The 23981-nt window shown below is 59.2% G+C and carries 22 protein-coding genes; 11 read left to right on the top strand and 11 right to left on the bottom strand.

All coding sequences use genetic code 11. The annotated features are described in order from the left end of the window. Positions 1–46 precede the first annotated feature (46 nt). Genes pgsA through HQN82_RS03760 form a run of 3 tightly spaced genes read left to right on the top strand, consistent with a single transcriptional unit; the run spans position 47 to position 1348 of the window. Positions 47–634, top strand: coding sequence for a CDP-diacylglycerol--glycerol-3-phosphate 3-phosphatidyltransferase (gene pgsA, locus HQN82_RS03770; RefSeq protein WP_004441114.1), 588 nt, complete (start codon positions 47–49; stop codon positions 632–634). After that, complete coding sequence (gene moaD / locus HQN82_RS03765) at positions 634–888, top strand: molybdopterin converting factor subunit 1 (RefSeq protein ID WP_006700176.1); 255 nt, start codon at positions 634–636, stop codon at positions 886–888. The genes pgsA and moaD overlap by 1 nt, the downstream gene beginning before the upstream one ends. 4 nt (positions 889–892) lie before the next feature. Continuing rightward, positions 893–1348: a molybdenum cofactor biosynthesis protein MoaE gene (locus HQN82_RS03760; RefSeq protein ID WP_173614565.1), complete on the top strand. Its 456-nt coding sequence runs from the start codon at positions 893–895 to the stop codon at positions 1346–1348. A gap of 55 nt (positions 1349–1403) precedes the next feature. Here the strand turns inward: HQN82_RS03760 and HQN82_RS03755 are convergent, their stop codons facing one another. Beyond that, entirely contained in the window at positions 1404–2300 is an 897-nt protein-coding gene (locus HQN82_RS03755; protein WP_173614564.1) for a branched-chain amino acid ABC transporter permease, read from the bottom strand. Between the two features lie 52 nt (positions 2301–2352). Here HQN82_RS03755 and HQN82_RS03750 point away from each other — a divergent pair, with 52 nt between their 5' ends. Further along, positions 2353–2913 carry a CGNR zinc finger domain-containing protein gene (locus HQN82_RS03750; RefSeq protein WP_173614563.1) on the top strand — a complete coding sequence of 187 codons (561 nt, stop codon included), beginning with the start codon at positions 2353–2355 and terminating at the stop codon, positions 2911–2913. Then, positions 2910–3422: a hypothetical protein gene (locus HQN82_RS03745; RefSeq protein WP_037088968.1), complete on the top strand. Its 513-nt coding sequence runs from the start codon at positions 2910–2912 to the stop codon at positions 3420–3422. Before HQN82_RS03750 ends, HQN82_RS03745 begins: the two co-directional genes overlap by 4 nt. Before the next feature lie 193 nt (positions 3423–3615). On the opposite strand, the gene ndk is transcribed toward HQN82_RS03745, so the two are convergent. Together ndk and HQN82_RS03735 are read right to left on the bottom strand one after the other, a co-directional pair. Continuing rightward, positions 3616–4038, bottom strand: a complete 423-nt coding sequence (gene ndk / locus HQN82_RS03740) for a nucleoside-diphosphate kinase (RefSeq protein WP_003496769.1) — start codon at positions 4036–4038, stop codon at positions 3616–3618. 103 nt (positions 4039–4141) lie between these two features. After that, a complete protein-coding gene (locus HQN82_RS03735) occupies positions 4142–4837 on the bottom strand; it encodes a glutathione S-transferase family protein (RefSeq protein WP_173614562.1) in 696 nt (231 codons plus the stop codon). 256 nt (positions 4838–5093) lie between these two features. Between HQN82_RS03735 and HQN82_RS03730 the strand changes: the two genes are divergently transcribed. Next, positions 5094–6137, top strand: coding sequence for a GGDEF domain-containing protein (locus HQN82_RS03730; protein WP_004441098.1), 1044 nt, complete (start codon positions 5094–5096; stop codon positions 6135–6137). A 160-nt stretch (positions 6138–6297) separates the two neighbouring features. Next, positions 6298–8181, top strand: a complete 1884-nt coding sequence (locus HQN82_RS03725; protein WP_112766983.1) for an ABC-F family ATP-binding cassette domain-containing protein — start codon at positions 6298–6300, stop codon at positions 8179–8181. A gap of 59 nt (positions 8182–8240) precedes the next feature. On the opposite strand, the gene HQN82_RS03720 is transcribed toward HQN82_RS03725, so the two are convergent. From HQN82_RS03720 to HQN82_RS03700, 5 genes are all read right to left on the bottom strand, one after another. After that, positions 8241–8723, bottom strand: coding sequence for a GlcG/HbpS family heme-binding protein (locus tag HQN82_RS03720; RefSeq protein WP_004441094.1), 483 nt, complete (start codon positions 8721–8723; stop codon positions 8241–8243). Between the two features lie 89 nt (positions 8724–8812). Next, positions 8813–9421 carry a response regulator transcription factor gene (locus HQN82_RS03715; protein WP_072494260.1) on the bottom strand — a complete coding sequence of 203 codons (609 nt, stop codon included), beginning with the start codon at positions 9419–9421 and terminating at the stop codon, positions 8813–8815. Then, positions 9418–11124 (bottom strand): sensor histidine kinase, encoded by a 1707-nt coding sequence (locus tag HQN82_RS03710; protein ID WP_173614561.1) that lies wholly within the window; start codon positions 11122–11124, stop codon positions 9418–9420. The genes HQN82_RS03715 and HQN82_RS03710 overlap by 4 nt, the downstream gene beginning before the upstream one ends. A gap of 120 nt (positions 11125–11244) precedes the next feature. Beyond that, the gene (locus HQN82_RS03705) at positions 11245–13185 is read right to left on the bottom strand and encodes an EAL domain-containing protein (RefSeq protein ID WP_112766988.1); all 1941 of its coding nucleotides are present in this window, start codon (positions 13183–13185) and stop codon (positions 11245–11247) included. Positions 13186–13292: 107 nt separating this feature from the next. Continuing rightward, complete coding sequence (locus HQN82_RS03700) at positions 13293–14498, bottom strand: GGDEF domain-containing protein (protein ID WP_234904866.1); 1206 nt, start codon at positions 14496–14498, stop codon at positions 13293–13295. Positions 14499–14800: 302 nt separating this feature from the next. On the opposite strand from HQN82_RS03700, the gene HQN82_RS03695 reads away from it, so the two are divergent. After that, positions 14801–15727, top strand: coding sequence for a Gfo/Idh/MocA family protein (locus HQN82_RS03695; protein WP_004441083.1), 927 nt, complete (start codon positions 14801–14803; stop codon positions 15725–15727). A gap of 28 nt (positions 15728–15755) precedes the next feature. Here the strand turns inward: HQN82_RS03695 and HQN82_RS03690 are convergent, their stop codons facing one another. From HQN82_RS03690 to HQN82_RS03680, 3 genes are all read right to left on the bottom strand, one after another. Beyond that, on the bottom strand, positions 15756–16784 hold the full coding sequence (locus HQN82_RS03690; protein ID WP_004441080.1) for a GGDEF domain-containing protein: 1029 nt from the start codon (positions 16782–16784) through the stop codon (positions 15756–15758). Between the two features lie 142 nt (positions 16785–16926). After that, positions 16927–17376: a DNA polymerase III subunit chi gene (locus HQN82_RS03685; protein ID WP_004441079.1), complete on the bottom strand. Its 450-nt coding sequence runs from the start codon at positions 17374–17376 to the stop codon at positions 16927–16929. A 25-nt stretch (positions 17377–17401) separates the two neighbouring features. After that, positions 17402–18895, bottom strand: coding sequence for a leucyl aminopeptidase (locus tag HQN82_RS03680; protein ID WP_112766987.1), 1494 nt, complete (start codon positions 18893–18895; stop codon positions 17402–17404). 298 nt (positions 18896–19193) lie between these two features. On the opposite strand from HQN82_RS03680, the gene HQN82_RS03675 reads away from it, so the two are divergent. The 3 genes from HQN82_RS03675 to HQN82_RS03665 are packed head-to-tail and all read left to right on the top strand — an operon-like array spanning position 19194 to position 23830. After that, positions 19194–20363: an LptF/LptG family permease gene (locus tag HQN82_RS03675; RefSeq protein ID WP_004441075.1), complete on the top strand. Its 1170-nt coding sequence runs from the start codon at positions 19194–19196 to the stop codon at positions 20361–20363. Then, entirely contained in the window at positions 20360–21448 is a 1089-nt protein-coding gene (lptG, locus tag HQN82_RS03670) for an LPS export ABC transporter permease LptG (protein WP_004441073.1), read from the top strand. The genes HQN82_RS03675 and lptG overlap by 4 nt, the downstream gene beginning before the upstream one ends. Beyond that, the gene (locus HQN82_RS03665; RefSeq protein ID WP_045534209.1) at positions 21449–23830 is read left to right on the top strand and encodes an LPS-assembly protein LptD; all 2382 of its coding nucleotides are present in this window, start codon (positions 21449–21451) and stop codon (positions 23828–23830) included. Positions 23831–23981: the final 151 nt, after the last annotated feature.

The following is a 23981-nucleotide window of genomic DNA, read 5'->3' as shown; positions in this document are numbered from 1 at the left end:
TAGCGGCGGCATCAAGGCAGCTGATCTCAGACTGACAGGTTTCCCCATGGCTTCGCGCGCATACAGCATTCCCAACCTCCTCACTTATGGCCGGATTCTCGCTGTTCCGGTCATTGTCCTTTGCTTTTACGTTGAAGGAAAACTGGAGAGTTCGGATTTTGCGCGCTGGACGGCACTGTGGCTGTTCATCATCGCCTCGCTGACCGATTTCCTCGACGGTTATCTGGCACGCATCTGGAACCAGACGTCGAATATCGGCCGCATGCTGGACCCGATCGCTGACAAGCTGCTGGTCGCATCCGTCCTGCTTCTGATGGCGGCCGACGGCACCATTGCCGGCTGGTCGCTCTGGGCGGCCATCACCATTCTCTGCCGTGAAATTCTTGTTTCCGGCCTGCGCGAATATCTGGCGGCGCTGAAGGTCAGCGTTCCCGTCACCCGCATCGCCAAATGGAAGACCACCATCCAGATGGTCGCCATCGCTTTCCTGCTCGCGGGTCCTGCTGGCGACAAGGTTCTGCCATACACGACCGAGATGGGCATCACGCTTCTCTGGCTGGCCGCAGCGCTCACCATGTATACCGGTTATGATTACTTCAAGGCTGGCCTCAAGCACATCGTGGACGAAGAATGATGACACGGATCGTTTATTTCGCCTGGGTTCGCGAGAAGATCGGCACGGATGAAGAGGAGCTGGACCTCCCTTCCTCCATCACTACGGCCGGCGAGCTGATTGCCTGGCTTGCGACGCGCGGTGAAAATTACGAGGCTGCCTTCGAATTTCCCAATGTCATCCGCGTTGCGGTCAATCAGGAACACGTCGAGCATGATGAAAGCATCGTCGGCGCGCGCGAGATCGGCATTTTTCCGCCGATGACGGGGGGATGAGCGAATGCGGCCGACCGTCCGTGTCCAGGCAGAGGATTTCGACGCTGCGGAAGAAACCCGCCGGCTGACGGAAGGTGACAGGAGCATCGGCGCGGTTGTCGCCTTCACCGGGCTCTGCCGGGATGATGGCGGCACGCTCGCGGCGCTGGAACTGGAACATTATCCCGGCATGGCGGAAGCGGAAATGACGCGCATCGCCAAGCTCGCGATGGAACGCTTCGGCCTGCTTGGCCTCACCGCCATCCATCGCCACGGCAAGATCGCCACGGGCGAAAATATCGTCCTCGTTATCGCCGCTTCATCGCATCGACAGGCGGCCTTCGATGGCGCGAATTTCGTGATGGACTACTTGAAGACATCCGCGCCGTTCTGGAAAAAGGAACATGGCAAGGATGGAACGGCGGGCGAGTGGGTTGCGGCAAAGACAACCGACGATACGGCCAGGGAAAAGTGGCGATAATGCCTTGTTCTTCCCGCATGGTCCGGTGGAAGCGGGCACCGCTTTCGTCAATGCCCTAAGGCGCTTCAACCCTGCTGCGCATGATAACCAGCCAGCCGACCAGCATCGCGAGAACCATCGCATCCCGCCAGGCGGCCGGTCCGTAACCGACCCAGAAAGTTTCCGCAAAACCGACGGCGGCGGCCCCCAGCCCACAGATAAGCGGACTGGTATAACCGCCTGCCGCAGAAATCAGCACCACCTTCAGGCCAAAGACCAGACCGGCCCCGAAATCCATGGTGCCGTAATAAAATGTGGCCAGCACGCCCGCGATGGCGGCGACGAGACCCGCCGCGCAATAGGACATGAGAAATATCCGGCCTGCATTTACCCCGCATAAGGCTGCAGCAAAAGCATCGTCCGACACTGCCTTCCAGCGCCTGACGAAAGCGGAGCGGCCAAGATAAAACGATCCGGCGAGAATGAGCAGGCTGAAGGCCATCGTATTCAGCATTTGCATCGGCGTCAGCGTCACGGCGAAGCCGCCATCGGCCCAGAAACGTATCGGCTCCGACAAAAGCGGCGGGAGCCATAATTGCCGTGTATCGGCGGCCAGCCTTGCACTTTCCGTCAGCGCTATCAACACCCCGATGGAAGCGACCGTCACCGCGTTGGGAGAGGCTTTCGCTAACGGCCGCATCACCACCCTGCCGATGAAACCCGCCGCCCACAGCCCGCCGAACAGGCCCGCCCCTGCCCCCAGCGCCAATGTCGCCGGGAGAACAAGCCACAGGCGGTTCCAGCCGAAATCGGCAAAAAGCAGGCAGGTCTGGCCAGCAAAGGCGAATATGGCACCATAGGTGACATCGGCGCGTCTGGTGACTGAAAAGGCGATGGCATAACCAAAGGCCAGAACCGCATAAAGCGCGGCGACCGGCACTGCATTCAGCAATTGTTGCAGGAAATAGGCCAAGCGCGTCCTCCCGCTGTGATTATAACTATTAAAACCAGTTTTGATAGTTATAATGTGCGGCATGACCTTTCGCTGGACAGAACATCGTTTCGCGGGCGGCGCATTGGCGCTGGATGTTGCCAACAGCGTGATCCTGCGTTCAGACGCCGCTAGATCGGTAGACCGCTTCGCCGTGGCCGGGCAGATCGCCACCTTTGCCGAAGCGGCGACACGGCTTGGTGCGGAGCGAGAAAGATTTCCCGCCCTCGTCGCGCCCGACGAAGAGAGACGGCCGGTTCTTTTCGATCTGCGCGAGGCAATCGACGATTATTTTCGCTCGTCCATCGCCGATGGCGGCGAGGACAACGGGAAACTGGCGCAGTTTCTCTTCGCTTGCGGCGCCGCCCTGCGCATGTTCCCGAAGGCAGAACATCTCGCCAATGCCACCGCCCACTCCGCACTGTCGCTGCTTGCGGACGAACCACGGCAGCGGTTGAGGATCTGCGGCAATTGCGGCTGGCTGTTCATCGACCGCAGCAGAAACAGAAGCCGGATCTGGTGCGATATGGCGGTGTGCGGCAACCGACAGAAAGCCAGCCGGCACTATCACCGCACGAAGGAGACGCGGTCATGAAAAGAACCGGCCTGCCATTGCTGGCAATGGTGGCGATACTCACCCTTTCCGGCTGTCAGCGCGAAGAACCGCGCGAGGTGGCAAAGGTTTCCGGCCGCATGTTCGTCTTCAACTATCGCGTGGCCATTGCCACCTATCTGGTGACGCTGCAGCGTATTGCCCCCATTCGCGACGGCAGCAGCGTTGAAGCAACATTCGAAAACCCTCGCGGAGGGCCCGACCTCACCACCCGCGAGAAGATTTTTCCGAAGGACGAAAAGATCACCGTTCAGAGCCCGCCGGTCGAATGTGTGAAGCAGGATCGGCCCTACAGGGTCACCGTCCGCATCAAAGGGCCGGATGGCGATATTCTGCAGACGATCGAGACCACCATCCGCTCCGATACCGACCAGTCAGCTCTCCCCGCCAAGCCGCTGGTCGTCGGCCCGCTCTATACGCCCAATCCGGAGGTGTTTAAACCTGACGGAACGATTGATATGCGGCCGGCTCAGGGGTGCCCGGTGTCGTAGGGACTGACGGAGCGAGTGCAACCTCTCCTTGTCCCTGTGCTTGTCACAGGAATGATGATGAAGGCGGGTGCGGCGTGCCCTTATCGCAACAAAAAACAAAAAAAACGGAGCCTTTCGGCTCCGCTTCTTCGAGTCTTTTCAGCGGCTTCGAGCAATCGCCTGATAGAGCGATTCAAGCCGTTGAGACTTTGAATCAGCCGACGATTTCGGTTTCGGCGAACCAGTAGGCGATTTCCTGAGCGGCGGTTTCCGGAGCGTCGGAACCGTGAACGGAGTTTTCGCCGATGGAAAGCGCGAAGGTCTTGCGGATGGTGCCTTCAGCGGCCTGGGCCGGGTTGGTGGCGCCCATGATTTCGCGGTTCTTGAGGATGGCGTTTTCGCCTTCCAGAACCTGAACGATGGTCGGGCCGGAAGTCATGCCTTCAACGAGTTCGCCGAAGAAGGGGCGCTCCTTGTGGACGGCGTAGAAGCCTTCGGCTTCGCGCTTGCTCATCCAGACGCGCTTGGAGGCGACGACGCGCAGGCCGTTGTCTTCAAATACCTTGGTGATCGCGCCCGTGAGGTTACGCTTGGTTGCGTCCGGCTTGATCATCGAAAATGTGCGTTCAATCGCCATGTGTCCGTTTCCTTTTCCTTCAGAGAAAGTGGGCGGTCTTTACCCGCCCAAAGGCCCGAAAACAAGGGGGATCAATGAGATTGCGGCACTGACGGCAGACATTTCACGCCGCTGTCACACTGCGGCCCCTTGCATCGTAAAGATCGAGGCACCCTTCGAACCAGTCGCGCACAGGGTCATTATCTGAAAACAGATCAGCACCGGTGGTGATCCTCGCCCATTGCAGCGCGCCGAAAACGATGTAATCCGAAAAAAGCGGCGACGTGCCGCCGATGAAGGGCTGAAAACTCAGCATCCGGCGGATGGGAGCGAGCAAGGCAGGAAAGGCGGCGATCGCGTCTTCGCGGTTGGCGACGACATCCTCGAGCGGGCGGCCAAGCGCCCTTGTCCGGCTTTCGCGGAAATAACGACGATCCGGCTCATCCAGCATATTGTGGATATCCAGCACGGCGATACGGACGATGGCCGGATGCAGCTGGGTTTGGGACCAGCTTTCGACAAAGCGCGCCATGGCCTTGCCGCCTTCCCCATCGAACAACGATGGCCGCTCCGGGTAGGCCTCGTCCAGATAAAGGGCAATCTCGAAACTGTCGCTCACCAGGCGGTCGCCGTCCCGCAGGATCGGCACCGTCTTCGAAAAACCATCCTCCACGGTCGGGATGACGGTGAAGGGCAACGGACGCTCTTCGAAATCCAGTCCCTTATGCGCCAACGAAAACACGGTTTTCCAGCAATGGGGGGAAAATGGCCTGGAGACATCGCTTCCGCAGAGCGAATAGAGGGTTCGGGAATTCGTCATGGGCTGCACCTTCTCTGCAATAACGACCAAGCGATATAAAATCGGCGGGAGCCGGAAATCAAATCAGCATTTGTCATGTTATCAATCAAAGGACGTTTGAAAGGTTCCGTTCGCCAAGGGCCGAAATAAAACCTGGAGGTGATGAATTTCGCTCGCAGGTTTAGCCAATTTTAAGCCGTCTCGCCTATGATTTGGCCATTCAGAAAACGGTTATTTCGTTCGATTGATAAGACCATCGATACTGGAGCTGACAGCGATGACATCTGCTGGCGATAAAAAACGCGAACAGGCGAGAAGTAGTCTTGTCCTTACCAAGGTCGCGCAGTTCATCGCCAGGATGAATATTGCACCCTTGCCGCGCAATTACGAATTGATCTATGAAATATTGTCGGGCCATAACCCGGCCATGGGCCGAGACATCCTGGCGCTCGGTAATGCGCCGCAACAGCACGAGATCGATCTTGTTGGCCAGAGGCACAATTTGCCCGGCTTCTCCCGCATCGAAGCGGAACAGATGGCCAGCGAGGCCTTTGAAACGCTGAAACAGATTTCCGCACGGCTGGAAGCTGGCCAGAGGCGCACGGAAGCCTTCATCGGACGCCTTGGCGAAGACGAAACTGTTGGGTCCCCGGCCACCGACCGCGTCGCCCGATTGCTGGACGACATCCACGAGGAACAGACCAGCTTAAGGCATTTCATCTCCATGGGGCTGATGAAAATACATGACGTCGAAAGGCGGCGCGCCGAACTGCAGGCCGGTTCCCTGCGCGACGTGCTGACGGCGCTGCCCAACCGGGCGGCTTTCCTCGAAAAACTCGGAGAGCTTTTTGCCGGAGACAGGGCCGCCTCCGCGACATCGCTGATGCTCCTCAATATCGACCATTTCCGCGAGATCAACGCCAAATACGGCCCCGCCGCCGGAGACAAGGCCCTGCGGCGGCTTGCTGGGCTCTTTCGCAAGACGATCAAGAAGGATGATTTTGTCGCCCGCATCGGCGGCAACGAATTTGCTTTCCTGTTTGCAGGCGTTGCGCAAAACACGGCTGAGGCGATCGCTGAACGTCTGCGGCAAAGCGTCGAAGCCTTGCGCTTCGTGACGAGTGAGGGCGGCGGCGAGCATCTGACTGTTTCAATCGGCGTCGCCTCGGTGGACGGCACCGCAACGCCCGCGGAATTCTTCAGCCAGGCTGAATTGGCCCTGCTTTGCGCCCGGTGCGGCACCCGGAACTGCGTCGTCGGTTATTGCAGGGACCTCGCGCAGCATAATCGCGACAGCTATCTCGCGCAGTTGGGTTGCTAGGACATTTCGGCAAGCCTTCAGGATGGGCTTATATCCGGAAAACGAGCTGCCATCCCACGCCTTGTCCCCGTTTGCCGCCTCTTCATTTCCGACCTCATAACTGCCGCGGTGTGGCGTGCCTGCTCTTGCCTTGGTCACACAGTTCGGCCAAAACGACGCCATGATTACGATTACCGATCTTTCGGCCCGCATCGCCGGGCGTCTGCTCCTTGACCACGCCAGCGTGACGCTTCCCGCCGGTGTGAAGGCGGGCCTCGTTGGCCGCAACGGTGCCGGCAAATCCACCCTTTTCCGCATCATCACCGGCGATCTCGCGGCAGAAGGCGGTTCGGTGACCATTCCGAAACAGGCCCGCATCGGCCAGGTGGCACAGGAAGCGCCGGGCACGGAGGAATCTCTCATCTCCATCGTGCTTTCCGCTGACAAGGAGCGCAGCGCGCTTTTGGCGGAGGCGGAGACCGCAACCGATCCGCATCGTATCGCAGAGATCCAGATGCGGCTTGTCGATATCGATGCCCATTCGGCGGAAGCGCGTGCATCGAGCATTCTTGCCGGTCTCGGTTTCGATCATGAAGCGCAGCTCCGCCCCGCCTCCTCCTTTTCAGGCGGCTGGCGCATGCGTGTGGCGCTCGCCTCGGTGCTGTTTGCCGAGCCCGATCTGCTGCTGCTCGATGAGCCGACCAACTATCTCGACCTTGAGGGCACGCTGTGGCTGGAAGAATATATCCGCCGCTATCCGCACACTGTCATTATCATCAGCCATGATCGCGATCTGCTGAACAACGCCGTCAATTCCATCGTGCATCTCGACCAGAAGAAGCTGGCCTTTTATCGCGGCGGCTACGATCAGTTCGAGCGGCAGAAGGCCGAGGCCGACGAATTGCAGATGAAAGCCAAGGCGAAAAACGACGCCGCGCGCAAACACCTGCAGAGCTTCATCGACCGTTTCCGCGCCAAGGCCACCAAGGCCCGTCAGGCGCAGAGCCGCATCAAGGCCCTGGAGCGCATGGGCACCGTCGCCGCCGTGATCGAAGATCATGTGCAGCCGATCACGTTTCCTGAGCCGGAAAAACAGCCGGCCTCGCCGATCGTTGCCATCAATGGCGGCGCGGTCGGCTATGAACCGGGCAAGTCCATTCTGAAACACCTCAACCTGCGCATCGACAATGACGACCGCATTGCGCTGCTCGGCTCCAACGGCAACGGCAAATCCACTTTTGCGAAGTTCATTTCCGGCCGTCTCGCCCCGCAGGCGGGTGATATTCGCGTCGCGCCCGGCCTTAAGATCGGCTTCTTCGCGCAGCATCAGCTCGACGATCTGGTGCCGGATGAAACTCCGGTCGAACATGTGCGCAAGCTGATGCCGCTGGCACCGGAGGCGCAGGTGCGGTCACGCGTGGCGCAGATGGGGCTTGCGACGGAAAAGATGGCGACGGCTGCCAAAGACCTTTCCGGTGGCGAAAAGGCTCGCCTGCTGATGGGCCTTGCTGCCTTCCACGCACCCAACCTCTTGATCCTCGACGAACCGACCAACCATCTCGATATCGACAGCCGCCGGGCGCTGATCGAGGCGCTGAATGATTATAATGGCGCGGTGATCCTCATTTCCCACGACCGCCATCTTATTGAGGCGACCGTTGACCGGCTGTGGTTGGTGGCCGACGGGACGGTCAAGACGTTCGAAGGCGACATGGAGGAATATCGCGATCTCGTCGTTTCCTCCGGTAAAAAGAAGGACGACAAGAGCGACACCGTTGCCGATCAGGCTTCCAAGGCCGATCAGCGCAAGGCAAGCGCGGAAAAGCGTGCCCAACTCGCGCCGTTGAAGAAAAAGATCAACGAAATCGAATCCCTGACGGCAAAACTTGAGAAACTGATTCAGACGCTCGACACCGAACTGGCCGACCCGGCGCTATATGAAAAAGCCCCTGCCAAAGCCGCTCAGAAAGTCAAGGAGCGTGGCGAAGCCGCTGCCAGGCTATCGGATGCAGAAGAGCAATGGCTGATGCTTTCCAGTGAATACGAGGAAGCAATGGCCGGCTGATGCGCAACGGCACAGGAGCGGCGGCCTCTTGCGAAGCCGCCATATCGCATTGACGAAACTTACTTCGCGCCGATCGTGTTCAGACCTTCACGCGCACATTCGGCATCGATTGCACCCGACGGCGCGCCTCCAACGCCAATACCGCCGACGAGCGCGTCGCCGATCTTGATCGGCAGCCCGCCTGCCTGAATGACCATGCGCTCATCCATGTTGCGGAGGCCATCATTGGCGGGCTTGGAGGCGATGAATTCGGCGATCTCGCCGATATCACGGCCGAGCGATGCGGCAGCGAATGCCTTGCCGGTGGCGCTGGAGACCGTGTGCGGACCCGAACCATCTGCTTTCAGGACCGTCTTTACGGCGCCGTCGCGGGCGACGATGGCAACGGTGACAGCGTTGCCCTTGGCCGAGCAGGCCTGAAGTGCCGCACTGGCAGCCTTTTCCGCCAATTCGAGTGGCAGGTAAGGTGCGGTCGGCAGCGTCTGCGCCAGGGCGACCGAAGGAGCGAGCAGAGTGGAAACAACGAGAAGGTTGCGGATCATGAAAAGGTCCTCTTGCTTGATGAGGACTGCAGTTTAAGCGGATGGCGTTGAGCCGCGAATCCGTAAGACTTTCCGGCTGCTCGGTAGTTCTACCGATCCGCACCCGCTTCCAGCCAAAGTCTTGTCATTTCCGCCTGCGAGGTTGTGCCGAGCTTCAGGCCAATGGCGGCGCGATGGCTGTCCACCGTGCGTGGCGACAGACCAAGTCCGTCTGCGATCTGGCGCGAGGTATAACCGAGCGCGATGCGTTCAAGTATCTCCCGCTCCCGCGCGGTCAGCAGCGACAGGAGCGCCAAATTCTCCGCCTGCAGCGCTTTTGCGTCAAGCGTGCGGGCCAATATCCGGTGCGCTTTCTGGATCGCGTCGATGAGATCCTGTTCGTCGACCGGCTTGGAGAGAAAATCCACCGCCCCATTATGGAAGGCTCGGCGGCAGGCTTCGATGTTGCCGTGACCGGAAATGATGATGACCGGCCAGTCTATCCCCTCTTCCGTCAGTTTCTCCTGCAATTTCAATCCGGTTATGGCGGGCATGCGAATATCGAGGATCAGGCAGCCCGGCTCGAGGGCGGCAAGCTGGCTGAGAAACGCCACGGGATCAGCAAAGCCCTTCGCCTTTATGCCGACGGTGGAGAGAAGCAGGATGAGCGCCTTGCGCACGGCGTCATCGTCATCAACCAGATAGACGGGCAGCGTCATGGGTCCCGTGCCTCCGGTGCAAGCGGGAGGACAACCCGGAAATGGGCACCATTCTCACTCGCGACGTATCGGATTTCACCGCTGGCGCGTTCCACCAGCCTCTGGCTGAGGGCAAGCCCCAGCCCCATTCCGTTGTTTTTCGTGGTGGTGAAAGGTGTGAACAACCGGTCGCGCAGCTCGGGCGCTACGCCGGGGCCGTTATCGGCAACATCGAGAACGGCGAAATCACCGTTCCGGCTCAATCTTGCCGTGATCGCACGTCTGCCTTCAATGGCAGTGAGTGCGTCAAGCGCGTTGCGCAGCAAATTGAACATGACCTGTTCTATTTCGACGGGATCGACCCGCACCGGAAGCGGCACTTCCGGCATCGCGATATCAATGCTGGCCTCATGCCGGGCCGCTTCGCCGGCAAGCAGCGCATCGACATTGCGCAGGGCGGCGCGCAGGTCATGCGCCTCGACCGGCTGGCGGTGCGGCAGCGACCAGTTGCGGAACCGGTCGAGCATATTCGCGGCGCACCGCGCCTGATCGATCATATCGTCGAGAGCGCCGGAAAGAGCCGTGACATTCTGACGGGCAAGCAGCCGCCTCCCCGCCTGCGCCTGCGCCAATATCGCCGTCAGGGGCTGCGTAAGCTCGTGGGCAAGGCCGCTCGCCATTTCTCCGAGAGCGTTAACCCGCGAGGCGTGGGTCAGTCTCGCTTCCATGCCGCTCAGTTCGGCCCGTCTTTCGGCGGCGCGCATGCGCGTCCTCTGTCTTGTCATGACGATACAGAGCAAGAAAACGACGCTTGCGCCAGCCACGCCCGCCAGCAGGGCGCGGCCGGGCAAAAGGTCCCACCAGGTGATTGCGAGCGCGACTTCCAGCGTCAGAGGCTGGCTGGCGCTGCTGAGCTGCCGGACATATTGCGGCGCTTCCGGCATCGTGGGTGGGCCGAGAAGGACTGTCCCGCCAGGCATTTTAAGACGGATCACCGCCTGTTTTTCCGACCAGAACGCAGCGTCGGACGCGAGAAGCCGCCCGGCATCGACGGCAAGCACCAGCACCTTCGAGGCCGACCCGCTATTGGGGCTGCGCTTGACGATCATGTAATGGCCGGGTCTGAGATCGCTCGCCACCAGAGCCGGCCGGCCGGTAAAGACCGATGCCGCCTCGCGGATCGTAGCTGCCAGCTCGCTCTCCAGCGGCCGTGTGCCGACAACAGGCCCCGCCTCGTTGAGGGAAACCAGCTGGACCTCGTCAATACGCGGGTAAAATTGCAGAATGGGTGCCGTGACATCGAGCAAGAGGCGATAATCCGCCCCCTGCTGCGCCTGCGCCACCGCCGAAAGCGCCGTCACATGGGCATCATGCTGATCGGCCCGGCGGGATGCCTCAGCCTGCAATGCATCGCTCTGCCGTGCCAATTCGCCGAGCAGGCTGACATATTGATAAGCCGCCAGTGCGGACACGACGGCTGCCATAAGCAGTGCCCAGACCAGAAACAACTTGAGAAACGGCCGCCCCGTCAGCGGCCACGGCCCGTCCGCCATGCGCCGGCTGCCTGAAAGGGAATGGGCGGTGGCATCAAGTGAGCGGCCGCCCGCAGCAGCGCCCTTGGCCGCTTCGTTCGGTCGGCGCTCGACCGGCGTTCCGGGCATGTCGTTCCATGCATCGTTTTTTTCAAGCATCGGCTCGCCCGCATGACCGACAGAGCGGATCATGACATTCGTTCAACAGGTGACTTTTCTCAGCACAGACAGTGAAAACATTCAATCCGGCCCCAGCCGAATTTACTGCTGATCCATCATTGGCGCGGGAAGATGTGAGCGGTGCCCTTGGCGCTAGGCACACGCCCTGCGGGACTGCAGCCGTGCGAGCGGCACGGCGGGGGAATAAAGATAACCCTGCCCGAAGCGAATGCCCATCTGCATGAGAAGCCTGCTCTGCTCCTCGGTTTCTATACCTTCCGTCACCAGCTTAGCGCCATAACGCTCCGCGCTCTCGAAGGCGAGCGCAATGGCCTCCCGGAACCGCGATTGATCCAGCCTCGACGTCATCCAGTGATCGATCTTGACCTCTTCGAACGGGAACCGCGCCAGCAAAGTGAGCGCGGCATAACCGGTCCCGAAATCATCGAGCGCCAGTCGCACGCCGGCGGCGAACAGCGCATCGAAATTCTGCTGCACGACGTCGTTGGTCGGAATCCTGCTCATCTCCGTCACTTCGATCGCCAGGCGGTGCGCCGGCACCGCCATTTCCTGCAGCAGCGCCACGACCCGGTCAGCAAAGTGCACGGTTGCGAAGGACGAAGCGGAAATATTCACCGCGAGATGAAAATCCGCATCGAGATCATGCAGATCACGAAGGTCGTGCACCACGGCTTCGATCGTTGACCATTCGAATTCCGCCAGCAACCGATGACGTTCGGCGATCTCCAGCACATAATAGGGCGAAAGCGCCTGCCCCCGCGCATCGACCGCGCGCAGCAGCGCCTCAGCACCGATCATGCGGCGATTGCGCATTTCGAATTTCGGCTGATAGCAAATGGGCGGCCTGCCGGATTTGATCCAGTTGACGAGCATCTGCCGCACCGTCTCGTCCCGTGTCGCCTTCTCGGCAAACGAAAAGGGGAAAATCTGCACGGGATGATCGCTTCCCTTGAGCGCCAGGCTGAGATGTCTGAAGAACGAGGCCACGTTCTGCCGGGAAAGCCTGTCCAGACTTGCCGCGCCGATTTTGAGATGCGGTACCGGCCCCGCTTCCGCCGAGCGGCAAAAGGTGCTCAACCCCTCATGCAGATGCATCATGAGTTTTGTACCCTCGGACTTCTCCAGCGAAATCTCCCTCATGACAACTGCAAGTGTCGTATCACCGAACATGAAGCTGCAAGGTGCATGGGCGCTGCACAGCAGGCCGTATTCCCCATCGCAGATTTCCCGCGCCAGCCTGGGCCAGAAAATATCGCTCCAGTCCTCCCCCTCGCAGGCGGCGACATCGGCAATATTGACGATCTCGATCAGAACGAGGGCGTGCGAAACGGCCGGCTCCTGCCGCATGACCGTTTCCATATGGTCCTTGAGGGCGCGCCTGTTGGGCAGTCCGGTCAATGAATCCATCCGCGCCGCCACCTCGCGTTTCTTTGCCTCGTCGCGCGCGCGCGCCTCGCTGCGCAGCAGGATGAACAGGCAGACGATCATCGGCAGGCCAACGGCGACAGCTCCCAGCGTTCGGCGGCCTATTGCGCTCAAGAACAGCGTCTGGTCGATCAGACCAAACACGAACGAGATTGTGATGGCAAGCAGCGCGGCCATGAATCTGACGGCGAAGACGGTGAGAATATCCCGAGTTCCCAGATCGGCAAGGCGTCGGTCGCGCATCCAGCCATACATGATGATGCCGCAGGCCGAAATGACGACCATGTCCTGCAGGGCCGCAAAAAACAGCACGGGGCCGCCGAACACGAAACGCCCGGCTGCGACGAGGGACAGGCTGATAAGCCCGCCCTGCCATGAGCCCAGCACCCCCGCGAGAAACAGCAGATCGGAGCGGATGTAAGGCTTGGAGGGCAGCTTGATGAATTCGGAAACAAGCAGCGTCAGCAGAAAACCTGTCATTCCGAAGACGAGGCCATAGTAGATTTTATAGCGGGGATCCTCGAGGGCGATGTTCCGCCGCAGAAGGATCAGCACGGACACCATGCCAACCACCGCGGCCGCCTGAAGCAGCAGGAATGGAAGTTCGGCAGCGGACGCTGCCGCTTGTGCGGCGATCAATTCCATCATCTGCATTCCCCGATTATTATGTGTTCTTGCTCCGGAATTCCGGTGGCCGATCTTCAACGATCCCGCTTGCGCGGGGCAGAATTTATGGCGCCGCCAAGCCATCAGCCCTATCCGGACATCATGGCCTCGACCCCGTACAGCTCCGCCGGCATTCCCATATGCCCGGAGGCCAGCACCAGCCGGTCGCGGCCCTGGCGTTTTGCCTCGTAAAGCGCCATATCGGCCCGGTTCACCATCTCGTATATGATTTCCCTGCCGTCGCCGGAAACGGCAATGCCGAGGCTGACGGTGACGATTTTCTGTCTGTCGGGACGGTTGAGATGGGGGATGGCTTCGTCGATTACGGCCAGTCTCAGTCTTTCGCCAATGGCAAGCGCAGCGGAAGCGGTACAATCGGCAAGCAGAACGACAAATTCTTCCCCACCGTAACGGGCTATAAAACTTCTGTCGCCATCGTCCCTGCGCAGGGCGCCACGCAGCCTGCCGGCAATCCTGCGCAGGCAGTCATCGCCGGCGACGTGGCCTTCTGCGTCATTGTAGTTCTTGAAATAATCGACATCGAGAAGGATGAGCGCCCGCGGCCGGCCGCTACCGACCGATGCCTCGTTCGCCGCCTCCTCGAAGCTGCGGCGATTGCGAATTCCGGTGAGCTGGTCGGTATTGGAAAGCTGCTGAAGCTCGTGATTTGCACTTTGAATCCGCTGCAGCAGGGTCTTCTCCCGCAGAGAGGCCAGATAGTCCTTTCTTTCCACCTGCTCGATGCGGTAGGCCGCAAACAGCGAGACGGCGCTGATGCCAGCGGAACACATGATGGCCGGTAGCTTGGCCACCTCGCTCGTGACCGTGACATATTCCATGCCGACGATGAAAACCGCCATGCAGCCAACCGTGCCCATGACCGCAAGCGAAAACGGTTTGCGATGTATCGTGTTCATATAAAGGACGACGGTGACGATACCCACGTAATATTCGCTCGCCGACGAGGTTTGCGCATTGGCATAGATGAACATGATCGAGGCGACGACCAACATGCAACCCAGCCCGTGCAGGACCTCATGCGCCACGCCGTCCGGCCGCATCCTGATCGCATAATATCGGGCGGGGAAATAAAGAAAGAGAAGCGGTGTGATGATCATCAGGCGGACTGTCAGATCCAGCCAGATGATTTCCGGCACCAGACTGATGTCCACGAATACGTAGAGATTGTAGAGGATGATGCCGAAGATCAATCCGTATGTATTGAATTGCCGGCTGCTTTCGTTGACTTTCTGAACGAAGCCAGACAGACGGTCAGCCTTGAATAAAACCACCACGACCCGCTCTTTAAAATATACTCAAGTTAAAAATACATAAAACTCTAACAAAACGAGAATATACCTAAAAAATTGGATTAAGACAGCCCGGCCATCGAAAACATCACTGAAAATTACAAAGAAATATTTTCATGATCAAGCATTACACGATCGATAATGTGTATCGAAAGTTTCCGTGAAGTCATCGTCTGGAAAAGACGCGTCGCGCCGAAACGATCACCTTGCTCCTGCGGGCGTTTCTGCTAAAAACCTGTAAAAATCACACTTTATCTTAGGCAGCACTCACACACGGGTTCCACTTCATGTCAGCCACCAAGCTTGCCATCGTCGGCGTCGGCAAAATCGTTCGCGACCAGCATCTTCCCGCCATTGCAGGCAATCCGGATTTTGAATTGATCTGCACCGCAAGCCGCCATGGCACGGTGGATGGCGTCGCATCCTACGGCACCATCGAGGCGATGCTCGAGGCCGTACCCGATATCAACGCCGTCTCTCTGTGCATGCCGCCGCAATATCGTTATGAGGCAGCCTATGCGGCACTGAATGCCGGCAAGCACGTCTTCCTCGAAAAGCCGCCGGGCGCGACGCTTTCGGAGGTACAGGATCTTGTCCGCCTCGCGGATTCTAAAGGCCTGTCACTGTTTGCAAGCTGGCATTCGCGTTATGCACCTGGCGTCGAGGCTGCCAAGGCGTTTCTAGCCTCCACGACGATCAACAGCGTTCATGTGATCTGGAAAGAAGATGTGCGCCACTGGCATCCGAACCAGGAATGGATCTGGCAGGCGGGTGGTCTCGGCGTGTTCGATCCCGGCATCAATGCGCTTTCCATCATCACCCATATCCTGCCGCGCGCGCTGTTCCTGACCAGGGCGACGCTTGAATTCCCGGAAAACCGCGACGCGCCGATCGCGGCCGACCTGCATTTCTCGGACGTGACAAAAATGCCCGTCCATGCCGAGTTCGACTGGCGTCAGACCGGCAAGCAGAGCTGGGACATCGTGGCCGAGACCGCCGCGGGGCGGATGGTGCTTTCGGAAGGCGGGGCGAAGCTTTCGATCAATGGTGAGGAAAAACTATCCCAGCCGGAACGGGAATATCCGGCCCTTTACGAGCGCTTCGCCGAGATCATCAAGTCAGGCCGCTCGGACGTCGATCTTGCGCCGCTGACCCATGTGGCCGATGCTTTCCTGCTCGGCCGCCACAAATTCGTGGATTCTTTCTACGACTGAGCAGCGAAACGCTTCTCAAGGCAATCTTTCAGAGGGCGCGGCTGACAAACCGGTCGCGCCCCGATTTTTTGGCCTGATACAGGGCTTCATCGACGCTCCGCAGCAGCGTCGCGCGATCCGCGCCCGCCTGCGGCGCGATGGCGCCGCCGATGCTGAGGCGCGCAAGCACGCTCTCACCCTCTACATGAAACGGTTGCCGAAACGCGTGGAGCAGTTTTTCCGCAAGGCCACTGATGAGCATGGATGAATCCGGACGCGGCACGAATATTGCGAATTCGTCGCCCCCCATGCGCACCACCACGTCATCTTCTCTTACAGCATCGCGGATTCGGGTGGATGCCTCGACCAGCACCCTGTCTCCTGCCGCATGGCCAAGCGTGTCATTGATGGTCTTGAAGCCGTCGAGATCGAGATAGAGAACACCGAAAGTGTCCTTCTCGCAAAGCGCGGCGCCAAGTTCCAGATCAACGATCGCGTCCAGAGCCTTGCGATTATAAAAGCCCGTCAGCGGATCGGTCATGGCCGCATCGCGCAGTTCCCGGGCGGCAAGGCTCATGGTGAAGTTCGCTTTCTGCAATCTCAAAAGCGCGCCCGCGAGTGTCGCAAAATACTGGAGATTATCGACCTCCGCAGCGGTGTACTCCCGAACGTGCGGGTCGAGCAGACAAAAAGTCCCGACCACCAGACCCGGTTCGAGTTCGATCGGGGCGCCGGCGTAGGACCGCAGGTCGGGCGCGCCCTTTACATAAGGCAAAGAGCCGAATTCAGGATGAGCGCTCAGATCCGTAACAGTCAGAATATTCTGCGTGACGACCACACGGTCGCAGATCGCAATGTCACGGGGGCATTCCTGGAACTGCAGCCCTGCCTGCTCGGCAATGTGGAGCCAGTCCTCATCCAGAATATGCACGGCCGCGCGTGCCACCCCGAATACGCCCTGCGCCAGTTGCGAGATCGCCTTCAATTCAGCGGTTTCCGCATTCTTGAAAGCCACAACGGACCGCACTGCTACCAGTCGTTCCAGCTCCAGATCCGGTCGTGGCATCATCTGTCCCATCGCATATCCCCTCTGTCTGCTGATAACGCGTCTGAAAGCGTACATGTTGCATGCGTTCATAAAACAACCGCCACGGGCGACACCACATGCGATTTCTTACCGGCCATTTTCCCGTTGCAAAGGTAGTCAGACGGGGGACGGGTCATGCCTTTTTCTGCCAGCGCCCTTCCGGCGATTGCTGCCAGTAGGTCAGCGAATGCCCCTCCGTTTTCAGCCTTTTCCAGTGGTTTCGCGCCATTTCGGTTTGGTAGGCATCGTATCCGTCGAACATGAAGACGATGCGTTCATAAGCCTCCACTGCCGGGGGCTCGGCGCCATCGACGAGAAAACGAACACTCGCGGCGTTGGCGTTCCCGTCCGATGCCGTCAGGAGAATCGGCTGGTTTTGCGGTACTGGCGAAGTGTCGGTGGCGTGCGGAAGGAAGCTGTCGTCGCGGAACGTCCAGAGATGCGTGTCGAGGAAGTCCCGGCGCTCCTCGCCCACTGTCTGGACCGCGACCTTCCAGCCGCGTTCCAGCGATTTCTCGAGCAAGGGCGGCAGCGCGTCCTCCAGCTTCGATTCCGTCAGGTGATAGAACAGAATTTCAGTCATGCGCTGGCGTGCCGCTCCGCTCGTCTCAATCTTCGTAATGGGCGCGAACGAGTTCGTTCAGAAGACGCACGCCGTAACCCGATCCCCAGGACTGGTTGATCTCGGTGAGCGGCGAGCCCATGGCTGTCCCGGCGATATCGAGATGCGCCCACGGTGTTTCACCCACGAAGCGCTTGAGGAACTGCGCAGCGGTGACGGAGCCCGCCAGGCGGCCCGAGCTGTTCTTCATGTCGGCAAATTTGGAATCGATGATCTTGTCGTAATCCTTGTGGAGCGGCATGCGCCACAGTTTTTCAGCCGTCACCTCGCCGGCCTGCGAAAGCCGCGTTGCCAGTTCATCGTCGTTGGAGAACAATCCGGCCTGCAGATTGCCGAGCGCCACGGTGATCGCGCCCGTCAGTGTTGCGAGATTGATCATGAATTTCGGATTGAAACGCTCCTTGGTGTACCAGAGCGCATCGGCCAGAACCAGCCGTCCTTCGGCGTCGGTATTGATGATCTCGATGGTCTGGCCGGACATGGAAGTCACGATGTCGCCGGGGCGCTGGGCGTTGCCATCAGGCATGTTCTCGACAAGGCCGATGACACCGATAACGTTTGCCTTGGCCTTGCGGGCCGCAAGCGCATGCATCAAGCCGGTTACGGCTGCAGCACCACCCATGTCACCCTTCATGTCTTCCATGTTCAGGCCGGGCTTCAGCGAAATGCCGCCGGTATCGAAAACGACCCCCTTGCCGACAAAGGCAACGGGTTCATCCTTTTTGGAGCCGCCGTTCCATTGCATGACCGCAAGCCGCGGCGGACGGGCCGAACCCTGCGCCACGCCGAGAAGGGCATTCATGCCAAACTTCTTCAGTTCCTTTTCGCCAAGGACCTCCACCTCGACGCCGAGCTTGCGCAACTCTTCCGCCTTTTCGGCGAATTCGACCGGGCCGAGAACGTTCGGAGGGAGGTTGACGAGATCGCGCGCCAGTATAACGCCGCCCGCAACCGCCTCGGAGACGGCAAAAGCCTTTTCCGCTTCCTGATGGGCGGCCGTGACGATGATGATCTCCACCTTCTTCGGCGTCTTTTCGTCCTCGGACTTTTTCTTGGTCTTGTATGCATCGAAGCTGTAGGCGCGCAGCAGAAGACCAAGCGCGAAATCCGCCGCCGCCTGAGCGCCAACCTCGACGCCCGGCGCATCGAGATAGACAACGACCTTGTCCGCCTTCTTGAAATGGGCAGCCGCCGTACCGCCGGCACGCAGCCAGTCATGGGCGACCAGCTTCGACGGCTTTCCGATTCCGATGACCAGCAGCCGGTCGGCAGCGGAACCCTGCGGCGCGATAACATCGAGCGTCGTCATGGATTTTGCGGAAAAGCCCGCGATCTTCGCCGCCCTTTCGATCACACCACCCGGATCGGCTTCGGAAGCACCGGCGACGGCCTTCGCATCGCCCGAGGCCTGCAGCATCACGGCCAGGGCATTTTCCAGCGAGGCGGAATTGGCGAAAGATATATCGAATTTGGCGGACATGTTTTCCTGCTCTTCTTCTACGACTTGCACGATGCGCATGATCATGGCCTTTTCGGCCCCGGGCGCAACCCCGCATTCTTTAAAGCCCCACAGCCGTTAAAGGAAATGCATTTTTAGTGAATGCGAACTCCCGTCATGAAACCGACAGCTTGTTCCACAAAAAGACACAGGCGGCGGAAAAATTGTCGCGCAAGACATATTTGTGAGCCTGCCGGAATAGCCAATTGCAAACGATGCGATTAGATAGGCGGAAACTCGGCGAGCGATCGCAGGGAAAAACAATGTCGAACAGGGCCGTATGAAGCTTCTCGAGAACTATATCCTGCGGCGGACAACGCAGATGTTTCTGGTCGCGCTGTTGCCGGTGCTGGCCATCATCTGGACCATCCAGGTTCTCCAGAGAATCAATCTCGTGACCGATACGGGCCAGTCGATGGGTTCCTTCATGGCGCTCGCGACGATGATCCTGCCGACGCTCATTCCCGTCGTGCTGCCTTTCGCGCTCGTCATCGGCATCACCCAGATTTTCACGACGATGAACAATGATTCCGAGCTCGCGATCATCGATGCGGCCGGATCTCCGCGTTCGATCATGTATCGCCCGGTTCTCATTCTGGCCGCCGTCCTGAGCGCGCTTTCCTTCACCATCACCAATTTCGTCGAGCCGCCTGCCCGCAGTTCGGCCCGGCAGATGGTGGCTGCGGCCTATGCCGACCTTCTCTCCTCCGTGATCGAGGAGAAGACGTTCCGTACCATCCAGGACGGCCTTTACGTGCAGATTGCCCAACGGCAGGGTCGTATTCTCAAGGGACTTTTCGTTGCCGACCGCCGCGATCCGAATTTCGATCTCATTTATTATGCCAAGGAAGGCATGATCGACGAAAGCGGTACGTCGCTCACCATGCGCGACGGCGAGGTGCAGCAGAAGACGCCTGACGGCAAGGTCTCGATCGTCAAGTTCCTGTCCTATGCCTTCGACCTTTCGACCATGTCGGAAAAGCAGGATTCGGAGCCTTCGCTCTCTCCGGGCGACGCCAGCCTCGGTTTCCTTCTCTCGCCCGATGAAAACAATGCGAGCTACAAGCGCTCGCCGGAGACGTTCCGCAGCGAATTGCACAAGCGACTGTCGGACTGGATGTTCGCCTTTTCTTTTGCGCTGATATCGCTGGTCATCGCCGCCGACGCCCGTTCGCACCGCGAGGCGCGCATGCATCCGATGGTCGCGGCGCTGGTGACGGCTTTCGTGCTTCGCTGGCTCGGTTTTTACGTCACGAACCAGGTGAAGCAGAGCGCAGCCTTCATTCCTCTGGTCTATGCCGTTCCGGGCCTCAGCGGTGCTGCGGCCGCCTTCGTGCTGATCACCGGCCGTAAACCGAAAATGCCGAGGATGGTAACCGATGCGGCGGGCCGGTTGCGCCGTCTCTTCTCCAGCCGGCTGGCGCGCAATTCGGGGAGCGGCAACGCATGATCTTCAACACGCTCGCCCGGTACTTCCTGAAACGATATCTCATCACGGCCATCTGGTTCGTGATCGGCGTATCCTCGATCATTTACCTTGCCGACTTCAGCGAAACGGCGCGGCGCATGTCCGGCCTGCCCGGCTATTCCGTTCCGGCCGCGCTTGGCCTGACCGCGCTTCGCCTGCCGTTGATCCTGCAGCAGACCATACCATTCATTGCGCTGTTCGTCGGCATGACGACGCTGATCTCGCTCAACCGGCGCTACGAACTGGTCGTGACGCGCGCCGCCGGCATTTCCGCCTGGCAGTTCATTCTCCCCTTCGTGCTCGGCGCGGTCCTCATCGGCATCCTGTCGGTCACTGTCCTGAACCCCATCGCAGCGTGGGGCCAGAACAAGTCGCTCGCCATGGAAGCCGGCCTGCGAAACGAAGCGGGCGGCGGACGCCAGCAGCAGATCATTCCGTGGATGCGCCAGTCGAGCGGCGGCCAGGATACGATCATCGGCGCCAAGAGCTTCGAAGACAACGGAACGATGCTTCTCGACGTGGTTCTCATCGACCTCGACAAGGACGGAAACATCGTCTCGCGGAAGGATGCGAAGTCGGCTAAATTGGAAGATGGTTACTGGCTTCTTAACGGCGTTTCTGAAACGCGGGCCGGACATGTGCCAGTTCGGCAAGAGAGCATGCAGATCAGTACCAATCTGAGACGGGAATTCGTCCAAGAGCGCATGACGCAGACGGAAACCGTTGCTTTCTTTGACCTTTCTCACAAGATCGAAGTTGCAAAGTCCTTTGGACTATCTTCAAAGGCGCTTGAGACGCAGTATCATTTCCTGCTATCGACGCCCCTGCTTCTGGTTGCGATGACCTTGATCGCCGCGACCGTTTCATTAAAGTTCAGCCGCTTCGCCCAGTCGCGCTCCGTGATTCTGGGTGGAATCGTTTCCGGCTTCGTGCTTTATGTAGTAACCGTGCTCGTAAGGGCATTCGGGAGTGGTGGTGTTGTCCCTCCCACCGTCGCGGTCTGGGTTCCAGTCATCGTGGCGTTGGCTTTGGGGGCAACCATTCTGCTTCATCAGGAGGACGGCTAAGTGGCGGTAATTGACCGCGGGAATATCAGGCGGCTTTGGACGGCCCTTCTGACAGGTGCCGCTGTGTGCGCGTATTTGGCATCCAGCCCGGTCGCTTTCGGCCAGGATGGTTTGCTTGCGTCGGCAAGCCAAGACGATTCGAAACTCCTGCTTACAGCAAATGAACTGACCTATAACCGCGATTCCCAGCGCGTCATCGCGAAGGGCGTGGTTCGCATGAAATATTCGGGCTACCGTATGGTGGCCCAGCAAGTGGAATATAACCAGCAGACCGGTCGCGTGGTCGCCCATGGCAACATCGAGCTGATCGAGCCGGGCGGCAACAAGATCTACGCCGACGAGATGGACGTGACCGACGACTTCGGTCAGGGGTTCGTCAACGCATTGCGCGTCGAGACCACGGACAATACCCGTATTGCCGGGGAAAGCGCCGAGCGCCTTGAAGGCGACCTGATGGTCCTCAACAACGGTGTCTACACCGCGTGTCTGCCCTGCGCCGAGCGCCCGGAAAAGGCGCCGCTGTGGCAGGTAAAGGCCGAGCGCGTCATTCAGGACGGCAAGACCCATACGGTGCGGCTGGAAAAAGCACGTCTGCAGCTTTTCGGCCATTCGATCGCCTATATCCCGTTCCTGACGGTGCCGGACAATACGGTGAAGCGGAAATCGGGCTTCCTGTTCCCGCAGATGAGCATGACCAACAAGCTCGGCTTCGGTATCGGTGTCCCTTATTTCCAGGTTCTTTCCGATACGTCCGACCTCACGGTCACACCGACCTACTACACAAAACAGGGCCTGCTTCTTCAGGCTGAGTTGCGCCAGCGTTTCGAAACCGGCATGCACACGCTGACGATCGCCGGCATCAGCCAGCAGTCCTCGGATACGTTCATTGCCGGAACGAGTGACGCGCTGAACGATCAGCGCGGCATGGTTGCCAGCAAGGGCGATTTCAGCATCAACCCGCGCTGGGCCTTCGGCTGGGACGCCATGGTGCAGTCGGATAACAATTTTTCGCGTACCTACAGCCTGAAAGGCTACAAGAACGACGTCCAGACCAATCAGATTTATCTGACAGGCACTGGCGAACGTAACAGCTTCGACGCCCGCGGTTATTACTTCAACGTTCAGGACACGGATAATTCAGAGCTCAAGGAACGTAAGCAGGCGATCGTTCATCCGGTCGTTGACTATCGTTACTTCCTGCCGGATCCGATCTATGGCGGCGAGCTCTCGCTGACCACGAACTTCACGAGCATCAGCCGTTCGACGCAGGATTCCTACGCGATGGGCGGCTTCCCGCGCTTCAACGGTCTGGAAGGCTCTTACACGCGCTGGACCACGGAAGCGGAATGGAAGCGCACCATCACGATGGATAGCGGTCTTCAGATCACGCCGATCCTTGCGGCGCGCGGCGACGCGTTGTGGACCGACATGACTGCGGCAAGCTTCACCTCAGGCGGCACATCCTATGCCTATGAAGGCATGATCCATGACGATGCTGCCTTGCGCGGCATGGTCACCGGTGGCCTTGAGGTGCGTTATCCCTGGCTGTTCACGGCTCTCAACAGTAGCCACGTGATCGAGCCCATCGCGCAGATTTTCGTGCGGCCGAACGAGCAATATTCCGGTCGTTTCCCGAACGAGGACTCACAAGCCTTTGTGTTCGACGCCACAAACCTGTTTGAGCGCGACAAATTTTCGGGCTTCGACCGGATCGAAGGCGGCACACGAGCCAATCTCGGCTTCCGTTACAACGGTACTTTCGACAATGGTTACGGTGTTCGCGCCATTGCTGGCCAGTCCTTCCATCTCGCTGGCGATAATTCCTTCGCCTCCTATGATCTTCTGAATGTCGGCGCCGATTCCGGCCTCGAATCCGATCGTTCGGATTATGTCGCCATGGCTGCATTCGATGCACCTATCGGTCTTTCGCTGTCCTCGAGCCTGCGTCTCGACAAGGACAATTTCGAAATCAACCGGTCTGAAACGGGCATCAGCTATTCGGATCGCCGCATCAACGGCAGGCTCAGCTATACGCAGGTCAAGGCGCAGCCGAAATACGGCTATAACGAAGACCGCGATATCATCCAGGCATCCGGTTCACTGCGCATGGACGATAACTGGTCGCTGTTCGGCTCGATCAACTACGATCTGAACGGCAAGTTTGCCGCCGAACGCCGGATTGGCATCGCCTATCAGGACGAATGCACGATCTTGACGGTCAGCTATTCCGACGAAGGCAATGTCAACTCCAGCCGCCAGGCCGCCAATGACTGGTCGATCAATGCCCGTCTTGCCTTCCGTACCCTTGGCGATATCAGCGTCGGCTCCGCGAACGAAGACTGGAACGACATGGATATTGGCTGGAAGCCGAACAATTACTGAGTTTAAAGGCGGGCCGCACAGCATTGTGGCCTGCCTTTTTGCTATCAGACCAGTAGTAGTCACGGTTTTGCCGCAACAACGCGCCAGTGTCGACCCGGCATGACAGTATCGGGTTTCTTTCAACAAACCGACACATTGCCGTTTTGCGGAT

The organism is Agrobacterium pusense (assembly GCF_013285525.1).
GTDB lineage: Bacteria > Pseudomonadota > Alphaproteobacteria > Rhizobiales > Rhizobiaceae > Agrobacterium > Agrobacterium pusense.
This window is presented reverse-complemented; position numbering and strand designations above follow the sequence as displayed.